Below are 19,768 nucleotides of genomic sequence, written 5' to 3' on the forward strand. Positions count from 1 at the left end.
GACCGCAAACCACCAGCCCCGTCACCGCCCAAGCCGCGATCCGAAACAGAACACGACTCAAGTGGTGGCGGGAGAACTCAAAACCGGCTCACTAGCACCCCTGGGGCAGCACTGTTTTGGGCCCGGTTCGCGGGCCCTCGCGGGAACCCTGTCCTCCGCGCCGCACCTCCCCCACACTGTTCCTGGATCCGGGGGGGGAGCCGTATGACCATCGAGCCCGCACAGCGGCAGGCGCCCGCTCCCCGGCGGCGTGAACTGGACGTGCTGCGGACCCTCGTGGTGCTCGGCCTGGTCTTCTTCCATGCCGCCCTGGTGTTCGCACCCGATGACGACTTCTACGTCAAGAACGCGGACACGGCCGACGTCGTCACCGTGATCGCGGGCCTGGCGGTGGTGTGGGCGATGCCCATGTTGTTCCTCGTCGCGGGTCTGGGCGCCCGGCACTCCGTCCGCCGCCGTGGTGCGGGGAGCTTCGCCCGTGAACGGCTGCTGCGTCTGGGCGTCCCGCTGGTGTTCGTCACGGTCGTCCTCAATCCCCTCCCCCAGTGGCTGCGGGCGCGGGCGGCCGACCCCGGCTATCACGAGTCGTACTGGAGCTTCTGGCCCCGCTTCCTCACCGTCCACCTGGACCTCGGCGACTTCCCGTTCGTGCTCGACGGGGAGCACTTCGAGACGGGTCACCTGTGGTTCGTCGTCCTGCTGCTCACGTTCTGTCTCCTTCTCGCTCCGCTCGCCGCCTTCCTCCCGTCCGGCGCCGACGGCACGGCGGGAGCGGTGGCGCGCCACCCGTGGCTGCTCCTGCTGCCCGCGCTGCCCCTCGCCGCCGTCAACTCCCTGCTCGGGATGGAAGAGGGGTTCGCGGGCTGGAACCGCTGGGCCTACCTGGTCTTCTTCCTCTGCGGCTACGCCCTGGCCGACGACGACCGGGTCCGTGCCGTCGTGCGCCGTCTCGCACTGCCGGTGGGCGTACTCGGGCTCGTCCTGTTCGCCGCGACCGCACCGGGCTTCCTCTCGGGCGACGACCCGTTCACCGCGCGGACCGGGACGGCGATGGCCACACGGGCCCTGTTCGGCGCGGCCGGCTGGTGCTGGGTGACCGCCATCCTCGGGTTCCTCGACCGGCCCCGCGAACCGGGATCGTCCGCCCTCGACCGGCCCGGACTCCGACGGGACCTGCTCGCGTACTTCGCCGTGGCCGCGCTGCCGCTGTACGTGCTGCACCAGCCCGTCGTGGTCGTCTTCGCGTACGGGGTGGTGGGGTGGCCTGCACCGATCATCGTCAAGTACGCGGCCATCGTGGCCGGTTCCCTGGTCGTGCTCCTCCCCGTCTACGAGTTCGCGGTGCGCAGGACCCGGGTGACACGCTTCCTGTTCGGCATGCGCCCCGAGCCCGCGCGGCCCCGGACCACCTGACCCACCCACGCCCCTCACCAGCGAGGGCTCGGCACCCGCGTGTCCGGGCGGCGCCACGACAGCCACAGGGCCACCGCTTCCGCGATGGGCTGCTCGGTCTCCAGTTCGATGAACCCGAACTGGCCGCCCTGGTTGCACTCCAGGAACCACCACACCCCCTCCTCGTCCTCGGCGAAGTCGAAGGCCGCGTACGCGAGGCCGGCGACGGAGAGGTACTCCAGTGCCGACTTGGCGACGCGGTCGGGCACGGGGACGGCCTCCCAGCCGTACCCGGTCTCGCCGTAGCGGCCGTCGATCTGCCCGGGGGCGGCCCGTTTGCGGGCGGCGAACAGGCGGTCGCCGACGCAGGTCATGCGGATGTCGGCCCGCTTGGGTACGTACCGCTGCAGCAGCGCCGGGCCGGCGGCCACGGCGGAGAAGTCGGCGTCGGACCCGATCAGCGTCGTCGGCAGGGCGACGGCGGGGTCGTCGGGCGGCGGACCCGAGGCCGACTTCACGACCACGTCCCGGTGCAGCTCGACGAACTGCTGGGCCACCTTCGGTGCCGTGGTGAAGACGGTCGGCGGTACGGCGAAGCCGCTGAAGTGGGCGACCCTCAGCTGCCAGGGTTTGTGCCGCGCCTGGTCGGCGTTGCTCGGGTGGTTCATCCAGGCGGTCGAGGCCGAGTAGAGCATGCCGTAGAGCGCCTGCCGCGTCTCGGCGGTCAGCCACGCGGACGGCTGCGGCGCGTGGGCGGCGGGGTCGCCCGGCCTGCGCACCCAGACGGAGCGCAGGCCACCCATGCTCAGCACGTGCCCGTTGACCGACAGATGCCCGTCGAAGTCGCCGTGTGCGTAGTCGGCCGACAGCACCGCCTTTCCGGGGATGTCGGCCGGATCGAGGCGCATCACCGGCGCGCCGAGCCTGCCCAGCTCCGCCACCACCATGTCGGCGGTGACGTCCTGCTCCGAGGTCAGAATCAGTACGGTCACGTGCGGCTGCTGTCAGTCGTCGAAGTGCGTCTGTGAACCCGCCGTGGACGTCGTGGTGCCGACCGCGAGCAGGAGGTCCCGGTCGGCCACGGCGGGACGGCCGTCACCGAGCACGTTCAGCTGCAACGAGGCGTCGAAGCTGTAGGGCTCCACCACGATCGGCAGTGCTCTGGGCCGGACGTAGTTCAGGGTGAACGGTCGCAAGGCGAACCTCCCAGGTCGAACGCTGTCTATACGCGTTCCTGTACGTCCGTCTCGCGTAAGGAATTCATCACTTTCCGCCACATCAGGGTGAAGGTCATCACATCAACCTCGGGCCTCGTTTTTACGTCCGCCCCCTGCCGGCACGGCTCCTGAGGAGTCGTCACGGCTGCCGTAAAGGGTTGCCGTTCACGCCCTCCACGCTTCCCTGCCTCATCAAGGTGACGTGAGTCACATGAAGACCGCGCCCCTCGACCCCGATCACCTCCGCGCCTTAATGTTCCGGCGTTTCGGAGTGGTTGAATCGATTCAAAACGATGGGAGCCGAGATCGATGCCCGATTCCCTGCCTCGACGTGGCGGCACAAGCGGTACAACACGTCGCACCGTCCTTGCGGCCGGTCTGACGGCCGCTACCGTCGCCTCGCTCGGCCCGGCTCTCCCGGCGGTCGCCGCCCCGGGTTCGGCGGCCAACGGCCGGGGGCTCGACGGCGAATGGTTCGCCTCACCCCCGCGCTCCGTGCGTCCCAGGTTCCGGTGGTGGTGGCCAGACGGGCTGGTCGCCCCGGACGAAGTCGCCCGCGAGGTCGACCAGATGGCCGACGCGGGATTCGGCGGGGCCGAGATCGCCGCCGTCCACCACAGCATCCGTGACAAGTCGGTCCTGGACACCGCGCGCCATGGGTGGGGCAGCAGACCGTGGCGCGACGGCGTGGAAGCGGCACTCCGGCGGGCCGCGAGACGCGGGCTCACGATCGACCTCACCCTCGGCCCGAGCTGGCCCGCCGCCGTCCCCGGAGTCGCACCGGACGACGAGGCGGCGGTCAAGGAACTCGTCCACGGCCGGGTCCCGCTGGCCGGTGGAGCCACCTTCAGCGGCCCCGTGCCACCTCCCGTGCACGAGCCCGGGTCCGGTGTGACCGGGCAGCGGCTCCTCGCCGTACAGGCGGCCCGGATCGACGCGGCCCACTCCACGCGCAAGGAGACCGGGCTGGACCTCGCCACCGTCCAGGACCTCACGGACCGCGTCTTCGACGGCCTGCTCACGTGGGCGGCGCCGCCCGGCGGGGAGTGGGTGCTGATCTCGTACTGGCAGCGCGGCTCGGGGCAGCAGCCCGAGTCGGGACCCCACTCCTCTCCCGCCGCCGGCGTCGTCGACCACTTCAGCGCGGCCGGCACCGCCGCGATCACGGAGTACTGGGAGTCGCGGGTGCTCACTGACTCCCTGCGACGGCTGTTGCGCGTGGCGGGCGGGGCGTTCTTCGAGGACTCCATCGAGCTGGAGACCGACGGCCTGCAGTGGACGCCTCTGCTGCCGGAGGCCTTCGCGAAGCACACCGGCCGGCCGCTCCTTCCGTACCTGCCCGCACTCGTGCTCGACAACGGCAACCAGGTCTTCACCTTCGAGGCCCAACTGACCCGGCAGATCCGGCACGACTTCTGGGAAACCGTCTCCGGGCTGTTCAACCGCCACCACGTGCGGGCCCTCCGTGACTGGGCGCACTCGCTGGGCATGGCGCTGAGGGCCCAGCCGTACGGGCTCCCGACCGACGCCATCGCCTCGGCCGCCGTCCTCGACATCGCCGAGGGCGAGTCGCTCGGCTTCAAGAACCTGGACGACTACCGCTGTCTGGCCGGCGGACGGGACGTGGCCGGGCACACCGTGCTGTCCTGTGAGGCAGGTGCCTACAACGGTTCCGCGTACGGCACGACCTGGGACCGGTTCCTGCGGACCATGGGTGGAGCGTACGCGGCGGGCGTCAACCAGACGGTCCTGCACGGCTTCTCCTATGCCACGGCACCGGGCGCGGGCTGGCCCGGGTTCGCCGCGTTCAGCCCGTACGGCGGGGCGCCCGGCTACGGGGAGTCCTGGGGCCCGCGCCAGCCCACCTGGCGGCACGTCGACGACATCGCCGGTTACCTCGGCCGCGTGCACCGCGTCCTCCAGGCCGGGACCGCCCGGGCCGACGTCGCCGTGTTCCGTCAGACCGGCTACACCGCCACCGGGATCGGTGCCTCCTGGTTCACGTCGACCGCTGTTCCGCTCGGCTGGACCCACCAGTTCCTCAGCGGCCCGCTGCTCGGTCTGCCGGGAGCGACCGTCTCCGGCGGGCGGCTGGCGCCCGAGGGACCGGCGTACAAGGCGCTGTTCGTGGAGGGGGACTTCTTTTACGGTTCCGCGCCGACGCTCGCCGAGACCGACGCCCGCAGGCTGCTGGAGTTCGCCAGGGCCGGACTGCCGATCGTCCTGCTCGGCGCGTTCGACCAGGCGCTGACGCCGGGGGTGCCCGCGGACGGCGAGACCGAGCGGCTGCGGGAGGTGCTCGCGCGTCTGCTCGCCCTGCCCACCGTGCGCCGCGTGACGGACAAGGCGGCCGTCGGCGACGCCCTCGCCGACCTCGGGGTGACTCCCGACGCGCGATACACCACCTCCTCCACCCTCCTCAACGCCCACCGGTCCACCGAGGACGCCGACTTCTACTACCTGTGCAACGGCAAGCACGCCGAGAACGTCAAGCCACCGGTCGCCGCCATCGACCACGAGGTGACGCTGCGGCACACGCGGCGCGGGTCGGCGGTGCCGTACGTGCTGGACCCGTGGACCGGCAGGGCCCTGCGCGTCGCCCGGTACACCGAGGACGGCGACGGCTTCACCCTGCGCGTGGCCCTTCAGCCGGGGCAGGCCACGATCGTCGCGCTGGGTCGGCCCGGCCTGTTCGGGGACCGCCTCGGCAGACGGCCGCACGTCGTGGCCACCGACGCCGACGAGGTGCTGTTCACGCGGAAGGGGACGGTCGTGCGCGCGAGCAGGGCGGGCACGTACGCGACCCGGTTCTCCCCGGGCCGTACGGTCACCACGACGATCTCCGAGATACCCGTACCCGTCGTACCGGATCGCTGGCGGCTGGACGTCGAGGACTGGCGGCCCGGCGCCGGGGCGACGGACACCGAGGTCGTCCGGCACACGCTGACGCTCGACGCGCTGCTTCCCTGGTCACAGATTCCCGAGCTCGCCGACGTCTCCGGCATCGGCCGCTACCGGACCACACTCACCCTGCCGTCGGACTGGGGCGCGGACCACGGAGCGCTGCTGGAACTCGGAGAGGTCGGCGACACCTGCCGGGTCACCCTCAACGGCACCCGGCTCGGACCCGTCGACCGGCTCCGCCCCGTCCTGGATGTCGGCCCGTGGCTCCGGCGCGGGCACAACACCCTGGAGGTGGAGGTGGCCACACCCCTCATCAACCGTCTCCGGGTGGCCCGCCCGGACGTCTTCGGCACGGTGACACGGCAGGCGTACGGACTGACGGGCCCCGTCCGGCTGGTGCCGTACCGGCAGGCGAGCCTGACCTAGGCGCGACAGATGGTGGTGCAGGTCAGGGGCCGCGTGAAAGGCTCGCCCCACACGGTCACCGGCACGGGCCGGTGGGGTGACGGGATCAGCACGGGAGAGGCGGCGGCATGCGCATCGGACTGCTCGGGACAGGACCGTGGGCCGACATGGCCCACGCCCCGGCGTTGAGCGGGCACCCCGGACTGGACTTCGTGGGTGTGTGGGGCAGGCGCCCGGAGGCGGCCGAGGAGATCGCCGACCGGCACGGCACACGGGCGTACGAGAACGTCGACGCGCTGCTCACCGACGTGGACGCGGTCGCCGTCGCGCTGCCGCCCTCCGTACAGGCCCCGCTCGCCGTACGCGCCGCGCGGGCGGGGTGCCATCTGCTGCTCGACAAGCCCGTCGCGACGAGTGTCGAGGACGGGCGGAGCGTCGTCGAGGCGGCCCGCGAGGCGGGGGTGTCCTCAGTCGTCTTCTTCACCTCGCGTTTCCAGACCACGACAGAGGCCTGGATCAGCGAACAAGCCGCCCTGGACGGCTGGTTCACGGCGCGGGCGGAGTGGCTCGGCTCGGTGTTCACCGGCGACAGCCCGTTCGCGACGCCGTGGCGCCGTGACAAGGGGGGCCTGTGGGACGTCGGCCCGCACGCCCTGTCACTGCTGCTGCCGGTGCTCGGCGACGTCAGGCGGGTGGCGGCCTCCGCGCGCGGCCCCGAGGACACCGTCCACCTCGTCCTCGAACACGTCGGCGGGGCGTCGAGCACGCTGACGCTCAGCCTCACGGCCCCTCCGGCGGCCGCCGGAACCACGGTCGAGTTGCGTGGCAAGGCGGGTGTCACTGTGCTGCCCGCGTCCTCCGAGGGAGCGGTGGAGCCTCTCACGCGGGCCGCCGACGCCCTCCTCGCCGCCGTCGAGACCGGACGTCCGCACGCCTGCGACGTCGCGTTCGGGCTGCGGGTGACGGAGATCCTCGCCGAGGCCGAGGAGCGGTTGGGCGGTGGGGACGGGCAGAGCTGACCGCACGGAGGTCGCGCACCGGCCCTCCTCCCCTCCCTCGCTCCCCGACTTGGCTGCTATGAGGGCTGGTCGACACGTGCTGTGATGACGGATGCAGTGCGCCTTTGCACCGGTTCATGGGGGAATCCGGTCCGATGAGCGACGCCGAGGACACCGCGCGGAAAGTGGACAGGGGACGGGCCCGGCCGGGTTGTCCCGTCGGCAGGGCGGCCGACGGGACGTGGCAGGTCCACGGTTTCTCGGCAGCGCGGTCCGTGCTGCGTGGTTCCGGGACCGTACAGGCCGGGCTGCGCCGACGGGCCACGGCCGAACTGCGGGTGCCCACGGCCGGCGGGCCCGTCGTGGTGTGCCCCGGGGAATTGGTCGAGATCTTCGTCGACGACGCCAACACCGACGCGAGTGGGGTGGGTTGCCTGCCCTTGCGGATCCGGCCGGGCCGCGACCTGGAGGAGGGGCCCGGCCCGGCCGGTCTGGCCTTCGGCGACGGCGCGCACCGGTGACCCGGTGCGGTCGTCGCGATGCAGGAGGCCGACATCTTCCTCAGCCGTCTCTTGGCGCTCGACGGCATCCGGATGACCGCGCCGCCCCGTGTCTCGTTCAAGGGCGACATCGGGGGCTACGAGATCCGGGGCCTGACGGTGGCCGTGCGCGGCGGGGCCTGACCGCGTCAGCGCACCTTGGCGAAGAACGCGCGTACGTCGCCGACCAGGAGGTCCGGTGCCTCCATGGCGCGTAACCCTGTGTGTCCAGGGCGCGCGCTGTCTCGACGCGATACTGGCCGAGTAGCCGTTTCGGCCCGGTCAGGCGGGGCGGCCTTCGGTGCCCAGGGTTCGCACGAAGGCCGCGACGGCCGCGAAGTCGGTGTCGCGCAGGCCGTGTCGTGCGTCGACGTGACGCAGCAGGGCCGCTGCCGGGTGGTGTGTCCGTACGAAGGTGCGGTCCCTTTCGCCGAGTTCGTCGTCGACCCAGGCGAAGGGCCGGCCGGAGGCGTGTGCGACGAGGTGGCGGGTCTTCCAGAACGTCCCGTCCGGTGCCATGTCGTGCATCGTCGGCCACTCCACGACGGGGAGGGCCGGCAGTCCGAGGACCGGCGAGATGAAGTCGTTGGCGTCCCGGCCCCAAGTGGTCGCCCACACCAGGTCGTACCGGTCGCTCAGGTCCAGGAGCCGGCGCCCGTGATCGGGGTTGAGCCAGACCCTCAGCGGCTTCACGTACGCCCTCGGCACACCCGGGTGCTGGGCGATCCAGCCGGGGGGCTTCATCCGGTGGGTTCCGTAGCCGTGCGGGCGGCGCTCCGGCTTCGCCGCGTACGGGTTGAGCGGGCCGTCGACGTCGAGATAGAGGAGAGGACGGCTCACCGCCACGGTGTTCCCCCCTCAGTGCCGGACCGCTCGTCGCCGTCGTCGCACGACGAGCGTAGCTCCGTTCCGGGCCGCGCTCCGCGTGGTTTTCGGAGCCTTCCGTACAGGAGCGGAACGGGTACGAGCCGATGCGGCCCGTACCCGCTGTGCCCGCCGCGGTGACGGGCTCCGTCAGCTCTCCTGCAGGCGCCTGCGCAGGAGTTGCTTGCCCAGGTCGGCTCCCTTGCGGCTGTCGGCCTGCGCCTTGCGGAACAACTCCACGACCTCGGTGTCCTTGTCCCGTTCCGCGTCCTGGATGTAGTTCTCGAGACGCAGCGCGTTGTCCAGGCACGCCTCGACGTACCAGATGAGGTTGTAGTCCTTGTCCGGCGTACCGGTGATGGCGCCGGTCTCCGCAGTGCTGGTCACGCTGGACCCTCCTCCATGTGGTGAGCTGCGATTACTCGGTTCCGGAACGCCGTCCGGGTGCCCGGGGTGTCGCCGCGTACACGGCGTGGGCGCACTCTTCCGCTTCGTCAGCCGAATCGGACGGGCAGCGAGGTCAGGCCGCGGAGCAGCGTGCTGGTTCGCCAGGTGAGTGCGGTCGGGTCGGCGGCGAGCGTGAGCGTGGGGCGGTGGGCGAGGAGCAGGCGCAGGGCCACGGTGGCTTCGACGCGGGCCAGGGGTGCGCCGAGGCAGTGGTGCAGGCCGTGCCCGAATCCGAGGTGCGCGGGCCCCTCGCGCCGTATGTCGAAGCGGTCGGGCTCGGGGTAGTGGAGGGGGTCGCGGGAGGCCGCGGCGAGCGAGATCAGCACCGGGTCACCGGCGGGTACGCGGGTGCCCGCGAGGTCCAGTGCCTCGGCCGCGAAGCGGAACGCGGTCGCGTGGACGGGCGAGTTGTAGCGCAGCGACTCCTCGATCGTGGCTGCCGTGAGGCCCGGGTCGGCGCGGAGCAGGGCGAACTGGTCGGGGTGGGTGAGCAGGGCGTGGACGGTCGCGGAGATCAGGTTGACCGTCGTCTCGTGTCCGGCGACGAGGATGAGGAAGGCCATGCTGAGCAGTTCGTCGGCGGTCAGGTGAGCGTGAGCGCTGCCGCTCGCGGTGTCCTCCCCGGCCGCCGCGACGAGTCCGGCGAGCAGGTCGGTGTCCGGTGCGTCGGGGGCAAGGACGAGTGCGCGGCGTTTGGTCTCGATGAGGTCGGTCAGGTAGGCCGTCAGGGCCGCCGCGGCCGAGGTCGCCGCCTCGGGCGAGGTGGGCATGACCAGTTCGTTCGACCAGGTGTGGAAGAGGGCGCGATCGGGGGCGGGGACCCCCAGCAGGTCGCAGATCACGGTGACCGGTAACGGCAGGGCGTACCGGCTGACCAGGTCCACCGGCCCGGCCACCGGGAGCGCGTCGAGCAGGTCACGGGCGACGGATTCGATCCTCGGGCGCAGTGCGGCGATCCGTCCGGCGGTGAAGTGTGCCGTGACGAGGCGCCGCAGCCGGGTGTGCTGCGGTGGGTCGGTCTGAAGCATGTTGCGCCCGATGGCATGGCCGCCGTCGCCGCTCCAGGAGGCGGAGTTCCGGATGTCGTTGCGCAGTCGCGGGTCGGTCAGTGCGGCGCGGGCCGCGTCCCGTGTGAGGACCAGCCAGCACTCACCGCTTCCGGGCACGAGGACGCGGTGTACGGGGCCTCTGGCCCGGAGGGCGGCGTAGACGGGATACGGGTCCGCGGCCGGATCGTGGCCGTCGGGGGCCAGGTCCTGGAGGGTGGGCGCCGTCATGCTGCTTTCCTTCGCTTTTCCGGTTCGCCGGGCTCCCCGCTCAGAGCGGGGACTCACTGGGGGACTCACCGTGGGAGCTCGCGGGGGGACTCACAGTGCGACATGAACCGGGGAGCAGTCCCCACTTCATGTCCTGACGATAGCATCCCCACCGGGGAGCACTCCCCGGTGACGGGAAGAGCTTCCCGGCAGGACGGAGGGGCCAGGATGACGGTCGGCACCGGCGGGGCCGGCACCGCGAGGACGCCCGGGCGGCGGCGCGACGCGCTGCGCAACCGGGAGCTGCTGATCGAGGCGGCGCACGAGGTGTTCACCGAGCAGGGGCTCGAAGCGCCGCTGGACGTGATCGCCCGCCGGGCCGGCATCGGCAACGCCACGCTGTACCGGCACTTCCCCAGTCGCGCGGCCCTCGTCGACGCGGTGTTCCGCGACGTGCTGAAGGACACCATGACCGTCGGCGAGGAGGCGCGTACGGCCGACGACGCCTGGGCGGCCCTGACCGGGTACCTGGAGGCCGTCTTCGCGGTCCTGGCCGCCGACCGCGGCACGAACGACCTGATGACCACACACCTGGAGGGCGTCGACGCACTGCAGTCCGTGCACGCCCACAACCGGGAGACGGTCGAGCTGCTGCTGAGCCGTGGCCGCGACCAGGGGACCGTCCGCGCGGACGTCACCACGGAGGACGTCCTGTTCTCCCTGGCCGCCCTCGGCCGGGCCGTCCCGGCCCTGGCCTCGGCCGCCGCCCCGGACGCCTGGCGCCGCCCCCTCGCCCTGCTCCTCGACGGGCTGCGCGCCTCGCCGACCCCGTCCCCGCTCCCCTCCCCCGCGCTCACCGCGCTCCAACTCGGCGATGTCCTGCGGGGGTTGGGACCGCACCGCGCACCCCGCGGGCCCGAAACCCCGGCCCGGCCCGCGTCACTTCGAAGGGAGCGGTGAGCACGCGCCACAGCGGCAGCCCCTTCCCCCGGCAGGTGGCGCCGATCGTGTCGTAGGGGCGGACTCAGGCCCCGCCCACCCGCCGTGCGGGGAAGCCGTGCGCTCGGGCGGCCACCACGACGGCCAGGACCGGCGCCAGCAGCACGAGGACACTCCACGGGAAGGACGTGGGGCCGACGGCGCCGAGGAGGACACCGCCGACGGCCCCGCCCGCGGCCATGAACCCGTTCCACACGGTCACCAGCAGGGCCTGCGCCGAGTCGCCTCCCGCGTCGGTCACGGCGGTCTGGAGGAGGGTGGCGACACCTCCCCAGCCGAGCCCCCACAGCGTCACCGCGACGTAGACCACGGCCGCGCTGTCGGCCGTCAGGGCCAGAAGGACGGCCGCGGCGGCGAACAGGAGGGCGCCCGCGATCGTCAGGGCCCGCAGTCGGCGGTCGACATGGGCGCCGACGATCCAGATGCTCACCAGGGAGGCGATGCCGAAGACCAGCAGCACGACGTCGACGGAGTCCGCCATCCCGTACTCGCCGAGGAACCGCGCGATGTACGTGTAGAGGATGTTGTGGGCCAGCACGTAGGCGGCGACCACGAACAGGACCGCCGCCACGCCGGGGCGGGTCAGCGCACGCAGGACCGGCTCCCGGTTCTCCGGCCGCTGCCCCGGGTGGTCGGGGACCGACGCGAGGATCCATCCCATGAGGACGACGGCGAGCGCGGTCATGAGGCCGAACGTCAGCCGCCAGCCGAACAGCCCGCCGAGGAACGTGCCCGCGGGGATGCCCAGCGACAGCGCGAGCGGGATGCCGCTCATGGTGATCGCGATCGCCCTGCCCTGCAGCCGGGCCGGTGCCAGCCGGCGCGCGTACCCGACCAGCAGCGCCCACACCAGGCCCGCGGCCACCCCGGCGACGAACCGGGACACCATGGTCAGGAGGTAGTCGGACGAGAGGGCCGTGACCGTGTTGGCGACGGCGAAGCCCGCCACAGCGGTCAACAGCAGTGGCCTGCGCCGCCAGGTGGCCGTGGCCGCGGACAGGGGGATCGCCGTGACCGACGAGGCGATGGCGTACACCGTCAGCACCTGCCCCATGGCGGGCTGACCGACCGAGAGATCGGCACCCATGTCCGGGAGCACTCCCGCGGGGAGCGCCTCGGTCAGCACTCCCATGAAGGCGGCCGTCGCGAGTGCCAGCAGCGCCGCCAGAGGAAGCTTTCGATCGTCGGCGGCTTTGGGCATGGTGGGCGTTAGGTCAGTGCGCGAAGTTGTCATGCCCCGTATGCTCAAACCATCACATCAATGTGAAGGTCAACCGGCGACGACATGAGGTGGATCACATGCGCATCGGGCAGCTGTCGGAGCGCACGGGCACGTCCCGTCGACTGCTGCGCTACTACGAGGAGCAGGGGCTGATCGTCTCGAGCCGCGCCCCGAACGGGTACCGCGAGTACGACGAGGCCAGCGTGGACAGGGTCGTCCAGGTCCGGGGTCTGCTGGATGTCGGACTGCCCACGCGGGTCATCAAGCAGATCCTCCCGTGCCTCGACAAGCCCCGGGTCATCCAGATCTCCGACGCCACACCGGAGACGATCGCGACGCTGGAGCACGAGCGCGACCGTATGACCGCGCGGATCCGCTGCCTGGTCCGCAACAGGGACTCCATCGCCGGCTATCTCGACGCCGTACGCGAGGCACAGCGCCCGGTCGTCCCCGAGTCGGGCCGGGCCTGAGGAGATACCCCACGCCCGCACCTCCGGTGTGCGCGACCCCGGCGCGCGGAGAAGCGTGGCGGTGTGGGGCGGGTGCGTGCCGTGTGGCAGCGTGGTGGTGTGCGATGGGTGCCTGCCGTGTGGCTGCGCCGGGACCAGGGCCGGCGCAGCTGGTTGCGTGGCGCGCCGCCGCCGGTGTGGGTGCGGGTGCTGCCGGTCGCCCTGCTGGTGGTGGTGTGCGCTGCCACGCTGGCGACCAGGGATCCGCTCGACCTCGGTTTCCTGCTGGGTGCCATTCCGCCGCTCGCCGTGCTGTCGTACGGGCCCGTGGCCACGGCGGTCCTCGGTGGTCTGGTGATCGCCCTGTTCCACGTTCCGGCCCTGCAGCTCAACCGCCCTGGCAACACCGACCTGCTGACCATCGTCTTCGTCGCCGTGCTGAGCGTGTTCGTGTCGTTCGTCCGCAGTCACCGCGACGCCCAGCTGGTCACCGAGAGGGCGGTCGCCGAGGCCGCCCAGCGGGCCGTCGTGCCGCCGCTGCCGGAGCGGGTGGGGCCGGTGCGCTGCACGGGCCTGTACCGGGCGGCACAGCGCGGGACGCTGGTCGGCGGTGACTTCTTCGACGTGCGCGAGGGTCCGTACGGCGTCCGGGCGGTGATGGGTGACGTCCAGGGGCACGGTCTGTCGGCCGTCGCCACGGTCGCGTCACTGCTGGGGGCGTTCCGGGAGGCGGTGCTCGACGAGCGGGACCTGGAGTCGGTCGCGGCCCGCCTCGACCGCAGGCTGGTGGTGGACTCCGCGGCCGTACGGCACGCCGAGCTGTTCGCGACCGGCATGCTGCTCGAGTTCTCGGCCGACGCCCGCGCGGTGCGGATCGTGGCCTGCGGTCACCCGCCCCCGCTGCTGATGCGCGCCGGTGAGGCCACCGAGCTCGAGGTCAGGCCGGGGATGCCGTTCGGGCTCGGTCTGGGCGACGCCACCCCGCCGAAGGAGCTCCTGGTGGAACTGCGGCCCGGTGACCGGCTGTTCCTGGCCTCCGACGGCGTCTCCGAGGGCCGGGACGCGAGCGGTGCCTTCTACCCTCTGGCCGACCGCGTCGCCGCCCTGGCCGACGCCGATCCGGTGGCCCTGACCGAGCGCGTCTGGACCGATCTGGTCCGCCACTGCGGCGTCGTCCAGGACGACGCGACGATGCTCGTGCTCACGCCGGACCTCGCGGTCCCCCCTGTGGCCGACGACCTCCGCTGACCATGGCCACTGACCACGACACACCCTCTTCAGCGACGCTCCCCCTCCCCCTCGGCGTCGATGTGCGGCAGGACCTTGTCCAGCCAGTGCGGCGTCCACCAGGCGTGCGGCCCCATGAGGGTCATCACCGCGGGGACGAGGAGGAGGCGGACGACGGTGGCGTCGATCAGCACGCTCACCGCCAGTCCCAGACCCAGCATCTTGACCACGATGTTGTCGCTGACGATGAACGCCGCGAAGACGCTCACCATGATCAGTGCCGCGCAGGTGATGACCCGTGCCGTGATCTCCAGCGCGTGCGCGACCGCGTCCTGGGCGTTGCCGGTGCGCAGCCACGCCTCGCGGACGCGCGACAGGAGGAAGATCTCGTAGTCCATGCTGAGCCCGAAGATGATCGCGAACATCATCATCGGGACGTAGCTCTCGATCGGCACCTTCCCGTGGACGCCGAGCGCGGGCCCGCCCCAGCCCCACTGGAAGACAGCGACGACCACGCCGTACGAGGCGGCGATCGACAGCACGTTGAGGACGGCGGCCTTGACCGCGACCAGCAGTCCGCGGAAGACGATGAGGATGATCAGGAAGGCCAGCGCGACCACGACGGCGATGATGAGGGGCAGCCGGCTCGCGACGATGTTCCGGAAGTCGACCTGGGCCGCCGTGGCGCCCGTGACGTACCCCTTGGCACCGGTGCCGGAGACCGCGTCGGGCAGGGTCGTGTCCACCAGGCGGTTGACGAGGTCCGTGGTGTCGGCGTTCTGCGGGGACTTGGTCGAGTACACCGTGGCGATGAGGACGTCCCCGTCCTGGGTGGGGGTCAGCGGGGTGACGGCCTCGGCCCCGTCGACGGCACCGATCGTCTTCTGCGCCTGGCTCTGCAGGGACGAGCGCTGCGACGCCGGCACGGAGGTCTGGTCGATGACGACCGTGAGGGGGCCGTTGGAGCCGGGCCCGAAGGCGTCGGTCATCAGGTCGTAGGCACGCCGGTCCGTGAACGACGTGGGGTCGGCGCCGTCTCCGATGTGGCCGAGCTGGATCGAGAACACGGGGATCGCGAGGACGACGATCGTCGTGACGCCGCCCGCGAGGAACCACCACGGGCGGTGCTCCACGCGCTGCGCGTAGCGGTGCCAGGTGCCCTGCGGCCGGCCGCCGTCTCCCCCTCCGGTCTCGGCTACGGGGCGGCGGACGTGGTAGCGGTCGATGTGCCGGCCGATCAGCCCGAGCAGGGCCGGTACGAGTGTCAGGGCTCCGAGGACCGCAGAGACCACCGTGACGGCGGCGGCGATCCCGAGCTTGCCGATGAAGGACACGCCGGACACCCACAGGCCCAGCAGGGCGACGATCACCGTGCAGCCGGAGACGAGCACGGCACGGCCGCTGGTGGCCGCGGCGTGGCCGGCCGCCCGCTCCGGGTCCATGCCGTCCATGAGGTTCTGCCGGTGACGGGTGATCAGGAACAGGGCGTAGTCGATGCCGACGCCGAGTCCGATCATGGTGGCCAGGGTCGGCGACACGGTGGCGAAGACGAAGGCGGCGGCGAGCAGCCCGAGGCAGGCGAGACCCACGATGACGCTGATGAGGGCGGTGACGAGGGGGAGGACGGCGGCGATCACGCTGCCGAACCCGGTGAGGAGGACGACGATCGCCACGCCGAAGCCGATCAGTTCGCTCACCCGGTCGTCGGCGTTGGGACGCGCCAGTTCACCGAGCTGACCGCCGTACTCGACCTCGGCTCCCGCCGACCGCAGCGGCTGCACGGAGGTGTCCACGCCGTCGAGGTAGCCGTCGCCGAGCAAGGAGGGCTGCTCGTCGAAGCGGATGGTGATGTACGCCGTCTTCTTGTCGGTCGACAGGGGGCCGACGTTCGGCTGCTGGGAACCCCCCGACGCTTGCGAGCCGGAGGCGGTGAGCGGGTTCTGGACCGAGAGGACGTGCGGCAGTTTCTGCAGGTCGGAGACCGTCTGGGACATCTGGGAGCTCAACTCGGTGAGCTGCTTCTGCGGGTCGTGCACGACGATCTGGCTGCTGTAGCCGCCGGCCGCCGGGTCGTGCTCCTTGAGCACGTCGAGGCCCTTGGAGGACTGCACGTCCGACAGGGCGAAGTCGTCCGAGTAGTCCCCGCCGACGGCACGGTCCAGCACCTGCAGGGCCACGAGGGCCGCGAGCCAGACGACGATGACGACCACGAAATGGCGGGCGCACCACCGGCCCAGTCGGCGGAGCCTGCCCTCTGAGGCCTGCTCACCGCCCTCCGCACTGGATCGGGTTGAAGGCATGGGTGGCGCCCTCCAGCAGGAGACACGTCGGGCATCAGTCATTAAATGCCTCAACCGCCACTCCAGCATCTCGGACAACACCGCGATCCGAACGGGTGACAACGCTGAAACCGTTGACATGTACGCACCCCGGCGGGAGGCTGAGAGCGCTCTCACAAAGGTACGGACCAAACCCCCACTACGGCTCTCGTACAGGAGGCGGAGAGTGCTGACCGGACGACTCAAGCACCGAACCCTGGCCGTCACCGCGGCGCTCGGCATGGCCCTCGCACCCACGATCGTCGCGCCCGAGTGGGCGCCGCCCGCCCGCGCGGCGGTGCCCGACACCATTCCCCTGAAGATCACCAACAACTCGGGCCGGAGCGAACCGGTCTACGTCTACACCCTGGGCACCCAGCTCTCCTCGGGGAGGCAGGGCTGGGCCGACGCGAACGGCGCGTTCCACGCGTGGCCCGCCGGCGGCAACCCGCCCACCCCGGCACCGGACGCCTCCATCGCCGGTCCGGCCGCGGGACAGTCGAAGACGATCCAGATCCCCAAGTTCTCGGGGCGGATCTACTTCTCGTACGGGCGGAAACTCGACTTCAGACTGACCACCGGCGGACTCGTGCAGCCCGCCGTGCAGAACCCGAGCGACCCGAACCGCGACACCCTCTTCAACTGGTCGGAGTACACCCTCAACGACTCGGGCCTGTGGCTCAACAGCACCCAGGTCGACATGTTCTCCGCGCCGTACGCGGTCGGCGTGCAGCGTGCCGACGGCAGCACGGCGAGCACGGGCCACCTCAAGCCGGGCGGCTACAACGGCTTCCTGGGCGCCCTGCGGAGCCGGCCGGGCGGCTGGGCGAACCTGATCCAGACCCGCTCCGACGGCACCGTCCTGCGCGCGCTCTCGCCGCTCTACGGACTGGAGACCGGTGCCCTGCCGAGGACCGTGATGGACGACTACATCAACCGTGTCTGGCAGAAGTACGCCACGACGACGCTGACGGTCTCCCCCTTCGCCGACCAGCCCGGCACGAAGTACTACGGCAGGGTCTCGGGCGGCGTCATGAACTTCACCAACGCCGCAGGAGCCGTCGTCACCAGCTTCCAGAAGCCGGACGCCGACAGCGTCTTCGGCTGCCACAAACTGCTCGACGCCCCGAACGACGCGGTGCGCGGCCCGATCTCCCGCACCCTGTGCGCGGGCTTCAACCGGTCCACACTCCTCGTCAACCCCGACCAGCCCGACTCCTCCTCGGCCGACTTCTACAAGGACGGGGTGACCAACCACTACGCCGGCGCGATCCACGCGCAGATGGCCGACGGCAAGGCGTACGCCTTCGCCTTCGACGACGTCGGGAACCACGAGTCGCTCGTCCATGACGGCGGCCCGCGGCAGGCCTACCTCACGCTGGATCCGCTGAGCTGAGCCCGCCCGTCGACCGTCTCCCGCCGACCGTGCCCCGTCGCCCTGCCATTGAGTACGCTCCATGACATGCGGATCTCCGTTTCCTCCGACATGGACGAACCCGTGGCGCGCTTCCTGCTGGCAGAGCTGCGGGGCCGCGGCCACGAGGTGGTAACGCACGGGGCGCTGAGTCCGGGCGACGACCCCCAGTGGGCGGTCTGCTCCGAGGCGGCCGCCCGCGAGGTCGCCTCCGGGACATCGGACCAGGCCGTCGTGTGCTGCTGGACCGGTACGGGCGCGTCGATCGCCGCGAACAAGGTGCCGGGCGTCCGGGCGGCCCTGTGCGCGGACTCGTACACGGCGGACGGCGCGCGCCGCTGGAACGACGCCAACGTCCTGGCGCTCAGCCTGCGACTGACGTCCGAGCCGCTGCTGAAGGAGATCCTCGACGCCTGGTTCGCCGCCGAGGCCAGCGAGGACGCCGACGACCGGGCGAACGTGGACCGCGTCGGACGCCTGGACGGCGGCAGGACCGCTCCCTAGACCGCCCCCAGGCCGTACGCAGGGACGGCGGCCCTAGTCGGCGACGGCCGCCGGGTCGAAACCGGCGTCCGCGAGGACCGTGGCAGCGGCACCGCGACCGACCTGCGCGAGGCCGACGAGCAGGTCGTCGCAGTCGATGAGGTCGCCGCCGCCCTCTTCGGAGCGCGCCTCCGCGAGGGCGATGGCCTTGCGGGAGTAGGGCGTCCACGCGATCCGCTCGGCCGCCTGGGAGGCCCCCATGCTCAGCCGGGTCGCCACGGACTGGTGGACGGTCCCGGGCGCGACCCCGGCGTTCCGCAGCAGCCGAGTGGCGCTGTTGTCCTCCACGGTGAGGCCCCACAACAGGTGCTCGGTGCCTATGTAGTTGTTGCGGTTCTGCACGGCCGCCCGCTTGACGTGCGCCATCGCCGTGCGGAGACCTTCCGTCATCGTCTCGGGGCTGTAGCGCTTGTGCGGGGCGTGGAAGCGCTGCTGCACGGCCTGCCGGGTCACTCCGAGGGCCGCGCCGATGTCCGTCCAGGAGCAGCCGTGCATACGGCAGTGCTCGACGTAGTCCTCGACCAGGTCGTCCGCCAGCGCCTGGAGTTGGCCCGATATCTGTGCGGCCGCCGTCAACAGGGCGATCCAGTCGGGTTGTTCCTGTTCTCCGGGACGGTGAGCGGTGGCGCAGGTTCGGTCCACTTCGGCGATGAGGTCGTCAAGATCGGGCAGCGTCATCATGCAAGTACGCCTTGACAGTTCGACATTGTCAAGGCGTACTTGCCTGCGTCATGGACCCGCCGCGGGCGGGGGTTCACCGCTTGTACGCCACTCCCCCGTACACGTCGGTCGGCACCGGGCTCGTGCCGGGGTCCGTGCGCCACAGGGGGCAGGAGACGATGCCCGGTTCGAGGAGTTCCAGACCTTCGTAGTACGCGGCGAGTTGTGCGGGGCTGCGCAGGACGTACGGGACGGCGCCGGTGTCGTCGTATCCGTCCTGGGCGCGCTTCAGCTCCTCGTCGGTGTTCGTGCTGTCGTAGTGCACGAAGTAGCTGCCCGGGGGGAGTGCCGCCTGGAGACGGCTGACGATCGACTTGGCCTCCTCGTAGTCCTGGATGTGCCCGAGGATGCCCATGAGCATCAGCGCGACGGGCTTGTCGAAGTCCAGGATCTTGCCGGCCGATTCGAGGATGGTCTCCGGGTCGTGCAGGTCGGCGTCGACGTAGTCGGTGACGCCCTCGGCGGTGCTGGTGAGGAGGGCCTGGGCGTGGCGCAGGACGAGGGGGTCGTTGTCGACGTAGACGATGCGGGACTCGGGAGCGACCTTCTGGGCGACCTGGTGGGTGTTGTCGTACGTGGGCAGCCCGGTGCCGATGTCCAGGAACTGGCGGATGCCGCGTTCACGGGCCACGAAGGTGACCGTGCGGATCAGGTAGACCCGGGAGGCCTTCGCCATCGCCTCGATGTTCGGAGCGATCTCGCGGTAGGCGTCGCCCGCGACGCGGTCGACCTCGTAGTTGTCCTTTCCGCCCATCCAGTAGTTCCAGATACGGGCCGAGTGCGGCACCGTGGTGTCGATCTTCGACAGCGCTTCCTGGTCGGGGGTGGGGCGGCCGTCTGTCATGGGGGGTCTC

The 19,768-nt window shown here is 71.4% G+C and carries 19 protein-coding genes; 10 read left to right on the plus strand and 9 right to left on the minus strand.

Annotated features, from left to right (window positions below; translation table 11 throughout):
* Window positions 1-204: 204 nt before the first annotated feature.
* Window positions 205-1,413 carry an acyltransferase gene (locus tag AB0959_RS23380; protein WP_366828415.1) on the plus strand — a complete coding sequence of 403 codons (1,209 nt, stop codon included), beginning with the start codon at window positions 205-207 and terminating at the stop codon, window positions 1,411-1,413.
* A gap of 14 nt (window positions 1,414-1,427) precedes the next feature.
* Here the strand turns inward: AB0959_RS23380 and AB0959_RS23385 are convergent, their stop codons facing one another.
* Both AB0959_RS23385 and tgmA read right to left on the minus strand, forming a co-directional pair.
* Entirely contained in the window at window positions 1,428-2,384 is a 957-nt protein-coding gene (locus tag AB0959_RS23385; RefSeq protein WP_366828416.1) for an MvdC/MvdD family ATP grasp protein, read from the minus strand.
* Window positions 2,385-2,396: 12 nt separating this feature from the next.
* Window positions 2,397-2,588, minus strand: coding sequence for a putative ATP-grasp-modified RiPP (tgmA, locus tag AB0959_RS23390; protein WP_131566970.1), 192 nt, complete (start codon window positions 2,586-2,588; stop codon window positions 2,397-2,399).
* A 330-nt stretch (window positions 2,589-2,918) separates the two neighbouring features.
* Here tgmA and AB0959_RS23395 point away from each other — a divergent pair, with 330 nt between their 5' ends.
* The 4 genes from AB0959_RS23395 (at window position 2,919) to AB0959_RS23410 (ending at window position 7,599) form a co-directional block, all read left to right on the plus strand.
* Entirely contained in the window at window positions 2,919-5,939 is a 3,021-nt protein-coding gene (locus AB0959_RS23395; protein WP_366828417.1) for a glycosyl hydrolase, read from the plus strand.
* A 107-nt stretch (window positions 5,940-6,046) separates the two neighbouring features.
* Entirely contained in the window at window positions 6,047-6,937 is an 891-nt protein-coding gene (locus tag AB0959_RS23400) for a Gfo/Idh/MocA family oxidoreductase (protein ID WP_366828418.1), read from the plus strand.
* A gap of 134 nt (window positions 6,938-7,071) precedes the next feature.
* Window positions 7,072-7,437: a hypothetical protein gene (locus AB0959_RS23405; protein WP_366828419.1), complete on the plus strand. Its 366-nt coding sequence runs from the start codon at window positions 7,072-7,074 to the stop codon at window positions 7,435-7,437.
* A gap of 18 nt (window positions 7,438-7,455) precedes the next feature.
* On the plus strand, window positions 7,456-7,599 hold the full coding sequence (locus tag AB0959_RS23410) for a hypothetical protein (RefSeq protein ID WP_366828420.1): 144 nt from the start codon (window positions 7,456-7,458) through the stop codon (window positions 7,597-7,599).
* Between the two features lie 138 nt (window positions 7,600-7,737).
* Here AB0959_RS23410 and AB0959_RS23415 read toward each other — a convergent pair whose 3' ends face one another.
* From AB0959_RS23415 to AB0959_RS23425, 3 genes are all read right to left on the minus strand, one after another.
* Window positions 7,738-8,295 carry an HAD domain-containing protein gene (locus AB0959_RS23415; protein ID WP_366828421.1) on the minus strand — a complete coding sequence of 186 codons (558 nt, stop codon included), beginning with the start codon at window positions 8,293-8,295 and terminating at the stop codon, window positions 7,738-7,740.
* A 174-nt stretch (window positions 8,296-8,469) separates the two neighbouring features.
* Window positions 8,470-8,706 (minus strand): hypothetical protein, encoded by a 237-nt coding sequence (locus AB0959_RS23420; RefSeq protein ID WP_366828422.1) that lies wholly within the window; start codon window positions 8,704-8,706, stop codon window positions 8,470-8,472.
* A 107-nt stretch (window positions 8,707-8,813) separates the two neighbouring features.
* Window positions 8,814-10,043, minus strand: coding sequence for a cytochrome P450 (locus AB0959_RS23425; protein ID WP_366828423.1), 1,230 nt, complete (start codon window positions 10,041-10,043; stop codon window positions 8,814-8,816).
* Window positions 10,044-10,250: 207 nt separating this feature from the next.
* Between AB0959_RS23425 and AB0959_RS23430 the strand changes: the two genes are divergently transcribed.
* Window positions 10,251-10,982: a helix-turn-helix domain-containing protein gene (locus tag AB0959_RS23430; RefSeq protein ID WP_366828424.1), complete on the plus strand. Its 732-nt coding sequence runs from the start codon at window positions 10,251-10,253 to the stop codon at window positions 10,980-10,982.
* Window positions 10,983-11,046: 64 nt separating this feature from the next.
* Here the strand turns inward: AB0959_RS23430 and AB0959_RS23435 are convergent, their stop codons facing one another.
* Window positions 11,047-12,222: an MFS transporter gene (locus tag AB0959_RS23435; RefSeq protein ID WP_366828425.1), complete on the minus strand. Its 1,176-nt coding sequence runs from the start codon at window positions 12,220-12,222 to the stop codon at window positions 11,047-11,049.
* A 98-nt stretch (window positions 12,223-12,320) separates the two neighbouring features.
* Here AB0959_RS23435 and AB0959_RS23440 point away from each other — a divergent pair, with 98 nt between their 5' ends.
* Both AB0959_RS23440 and AB0959_RS23445 read left to right on the plus strand, forming a co-directional pair.
* Window positions 12,321-12,713, plus strand: a complete 393-nt coding sequence (locus tag AB0959_RS23440; protein WP_366828426.1) for a MerR family transcriptional regulator — start codon at window positions 12,321-12,323, stop codon at window positions 12,711-12,713.
* Window positions 12,714-12,812: 99 nt separating this feature from the next.
* Complete coding sequence (locus tag AB0959_RS23445) at window positions 12,813-13,940, plus strand: PP2C family protein-serine/threonine phosphatase (protein WP_366828427.1); 1,128 nt, start codon at window positions 12,813-12,815, stop codon at window positions 13,938-13,940.
* A 29-nt stretch (window positions 13,941-13,969) separates the two neighbouring features.
* Here the strand turns inward: AB0959_RS23445 and AB0959_RS23450 are convergent, their stop codons facing one another.
* Window positions 13,970-16,219: an MMPL family transporter gene (locus AB0959_RS23450; protein WP_366828428.1), complete on the minus strand. Its 2,250-nt coding sequence runs from the start codon at window positions 16,217-16,219 to the stop codon at window positions 13,970-13,972.
* A gap of 259 nt (window positions 16,220-16,478) precedes the next feature.
* Here AB0959_RS23450 and AB0959_RS23455 point away from each other — a divergent pair, with 259 nt between their 5' ends.
* A complete protein-coding gene (locus AB0959_RS23455) occupies window positions 16,479-17,633 on the plus strand; it encodes a glycoside hydrolase family 64 protein (RefSeq protein ID WP_366828562.1) in 1,155 nt (384 codons plus the stop codon).
* Window positions 17,634-17,699: 66 nt separating this feature from the next.
* Window positions 17,700-18,155, plus strand: coding sequence for an RpiB/LacA/LacB family sugar-phosphate isomerase (locus AB0959_RS23460; RefSeq protein WP_366828429.1), 456 nt, complete (start codon window positions 17,700-17,702; stop codon window positions 18,153-18,155).
* Between the two features lie 33 nt (window positions 18,156-18,188).
* Here the strand turns inward: AB0959_RS23460 and AB0959_RS23465 are convergent, their stop codons facing one another.
* Both AB0959_RS23465 and AB0959_RS23470 read right to left on the minus strand, forming a co-directional pair.
* On the minus strand, window positions 18,189-18,875 hold the full coding sequence (locus tag AB0959_RS23465; RefSeq protein ID WP_366828430.1) for a Clp protease N-terminal domain-containing protein: 687 nt from the start codon (window positions 18,873-18,875) through the stop codon (window positions 18,189-18,191).
* A gap of 73 nt (window positions 18,876-18,948) precedes the next feature.
* Window positions 18,949-19,758: an SAM-dependent methyltransferase gene (locus tag AB0959_RS23470; RefSeq protein ID WP_366828431.1), complete on the minus strand. Its 810-nt coding sequence runs from the start codon at window positions 19,756-19,758 to the stop codon at window positions 18,949-18,951.
* Window positions 19,759-19,768: the final 10 nt, after the last annotated feature.

Source organism: Streptomyces sp. NPDC046862, from assembly GCF_040704615.1.
GTDB lineage: Bacteria > Actinomycetota > Actinomycetes > Streptomycetales > Streptomycetaceae > Streptomyces.

Bases quoted from the DNA above. Each gene is read 5' to 3' on its own strand.
- AB0959_RS23380 (WP_366828415.1), top strand. From the start codon at position 205: ATGACCATCGAGCCCGCACAGCGGCAGGCGCCCGCTCCCCGGCGGCGT.
- AB0959_RS23395 (WP_366828417.1), top strand. From the start codon at position 2,919: ATGCCCGATTCCCTGCCTCGACGTGGCGGCACAAGCGGTACAACACGT.
- AB0959_RS23400 (WP_366828418.1), top strand. From the start codon at position 6,047: ATGCGCATCGGACTGCTCGGGACAGGACCGTGGGCCGACATGGCCCAC.
- AB0959_RS23405 (WP_366828419.1), top strand. From the start codon at position 7,072: ATGAGCGACGCCGAGGACACCGCGCGGAAAGTGGACAGGGGACGGGCC.
- AB0959_RS23410 (WP_366828420.1), top strand. From the start codon at position 7,456: ATGCAGGAGGCCGACATCTTCCTCAGCCGTCTCTTGGCGCTCGACGGC.
- AB0959_RS23425 (WP_366828423.1), bottom strand. From the start codon at position 10,043: ATGACGGCGCCCACCCTCCAGGACCTGGCCCCCGACGGCCACGATCCG.
- AB0959_RS23430 (WP_366828424.1), top strand. From the start codon at position 10,251: ATGACGGTCGGCACCGGCGGGGCCGGCACCGCGAGGACGCCCGGGCGG.
- AB0959_RS23435 (WP_366828425.1), bottom strand. From the start codon at position 12,222: ATGCCCAAAGCCGCCGACGATCGAAAGCTTCCTCTGGCGGCGCTGCTG.
- AB0959_RS23440 (WP_366828426.1), top strand. From the start codon at position 12,321: ATGCGCATCGGGCAGCTGTCGGAGCGCACGGGCACGTCCCGTCGACTG.
- AB0959_RS23450 (WP_366828428.1), bottom strand. From the start codon at position 16,219: ATGCCTTCAACCCGATCCAGTGCGGAGGGCGGTGAGCAGGCCTCAGAG.
- AB0959_RS23455 (WP_366828562.1), top strand. From the start codon at position 16,479: ATGGCCCTCGCACCCACGATCGTCGCGCCCGAGTGGGCGCCGCCCGCC.
- AB0959_RS23460 (WP_366828429.1), top strand. From the start codon at position 17,700: ATGCGGATCTCCGTTTCCTCCGACATGGACGAACCCGTGGCGCGCTTC.
- AB0959_RS23465 (WP_366828430.1), bottom strand. From the start codon at position 18,875: ATGATGACGCTGCCCGATCTTGACGACCTCATCGCCGAAGTGGACCGA.
- AB0959_RS23470 (WP_366828431.1), bottom strand. From the start codon at position 19,758: ATGACAGACGGCCGCCCCACCCCCGACCAGGAAGCGCTGTCGAAGATC.